2 protein-coding genes are annotated in these 1,582 nt (G+C 73.6%); one reads left to right on the top strand and one right to left on the bottom strand.

Going from position 1 to position 1,582, the window contains the following annotated elements; all coding sequences use genetic code 11:
- The coding region (locus tag ASF38_RS02620; RefSeq protein ID WP_056573450.1) for a MarR family winged helix-turn-helix transcriptional regulator at positions 1-480 on the top strand (480 nt) is incomplete at its 5' end.
- 15 nt (positions 481-495) lie between these two features.
- Here the strand turns inward: ASF38_RS02620 and ASF38_RS02615 are convergent.
- Positions 496-1,572 (bottom strand): Glu/Leu/Phe/Val dehydrogenase dimerization domain-containing protein, encoded by a 1,077-nt coding sequence (locus tag ASF38_RS02615; protein WP_082480275.1) that lies wholly within the window; start codon positions 1,570-1,572, stop codon positions 496-498.
- Positions 1,573-1,582: the final 10 nt, after the last annotated feature.

The raw sequence follows: 1,582 nt of genomic DNA, 5'->3' as shown, positions 1-1,582 counted from the left end.
GCGCAACATGGACCCCCCGAGGGCGACCGGGCCGACGTCGTGCGCCAGCTCCGAGACCTGTCCGAGCGGTCCACGCGCTACGCCGAGCGCGCCGGCGCCGCCCACGGACTGCACCGGTCCGACCTCACGGCGCTGTCGGTGCTGGCTCGCGCGCACGAGGACGGGCGGGCCCCGCTGACCCCCGGCGTGCTCGCCCGCGCCCTCGCGCTGAGCCCGTCGGCCACGACCACGCTGCTCGACCGCCTGGAGCGTTCCGGCCACGTGGAGCGTTCCCACGACGAGGTCGACCGCCGTCGGGTCAGCCTGGCCATGACGCGTTCGGCCGGCGAGGCGGCCCGCGCGATGTTCGGGCCCATGGCCGCGTCGATGGATGCGGCCATGGACCAGTTCGACGACGAGGAGCTCGCCGTCGTGCGCCGGTTCCTGGGCGCGATGATCGACGTCATCGACGCCCAGGAACCGCGCGCGCAGGACCCCTGACCGACGGTGAGAGGGTCAGCGTGGCAGGTGGATCTGGCCGAGGCGACCCACGTCGCGCATGCGCTGCTCCGCCTGGCGGTCCGCGGCCTCGGCGGTCGTGATGCTCTCGGAGGCGGCCCGGTCGAGCACGGCGAGGGTCGTGTCGAAGATGCCCGTGGCACGGGCCTTCGCGCGCTCGAAGCTGAACCCCTGCGGGTCGAGCTCGTCGGCCACCTGGATGACGCCGCCGGCGTTCACGCAGTAGTCGGGGGCGTAGACGACACCCTTCTCGGTGAGCAGCTTGGCGGTGCCGTCGTGCGCGAGCTGGTTGTTGGCGCCGCCGCAGACCACGCGGGCCGACAGGACGTCGACCACGTCGTCGGACAGGGCCCGCCCGAGCGCGCACGGCGCGTAGACGTCGAGCGGCTCGGCCACGAGGGCCTCGGTGGACGCGACGACGCGCACCTGCGGGAAGCGCGCGGTGAGCAGCTCGATCGCGGCGGTGTCCACGTCGGTGACGACGACGGAGGCGTCCTCGGCCACGAGGTGCTCCACGAGATGCTTGCCGACCTTGCCGACGCCGGCCACGCCCACGGTACGGCCGGCGAGGGACGGGCTGCCCCACGCGTGCTGGGCGCTGGCGCGCATGCCCTGGTAGACGCCGAAGGCGGTGAGCACGGAGGAGTCGCCGGCGCCGCCGTGCTCGACGGTGCGGCCGGTCACGTAGGAGGTCTCGCGGGCGATGACGTCCATGTCGGGGCTGAAGGTGCCCACGTCGCACGCGGTGTAGTAGCGACCGTTGAGCGACTCGACCATGCGACCGTAGGCGCGCAGCAGGGCCTCGGTCTTCTGGGTGCGCGGGTCGCCGATGATGACGGCCTTGCCGCCGCCGAGGTCGAGCCCGGCGAGCGCGTTCTTGTAGGCCATGCCCTGGCTGAGCGCGAGCACGTCGGCGAGGGCGTCGGCCTCGCTCGCGTAGGGGTGGAAGCGGGTGCCGCCGAGGCCGGGGCCGAGGGCGGTCGAGTGCAGGCCGATGATGGCCCGCAGGCCGCTGGCCTCGTCGTGGCAGAAGACGACCTGCTCGTGCGGATGGGCGAAGACGGACGTGGTCACGGAGTGCTCC

The sequence above is a fragment of the Aeromicrobium sp. Leaf272 genome (assembly GCF_001422865.1).
Classification (GTDB): domain Bacteria; phylum Actinomycetota; class Actinomycetes; order Propionibacteriales; family Nocardioidaceae; genus Aeromicrobium.
The sequence above is the reverse complement of the archived record's forward strand: the minus strand, read 5'-3'. Positions and strand labels throughout refer to the sequence as shown.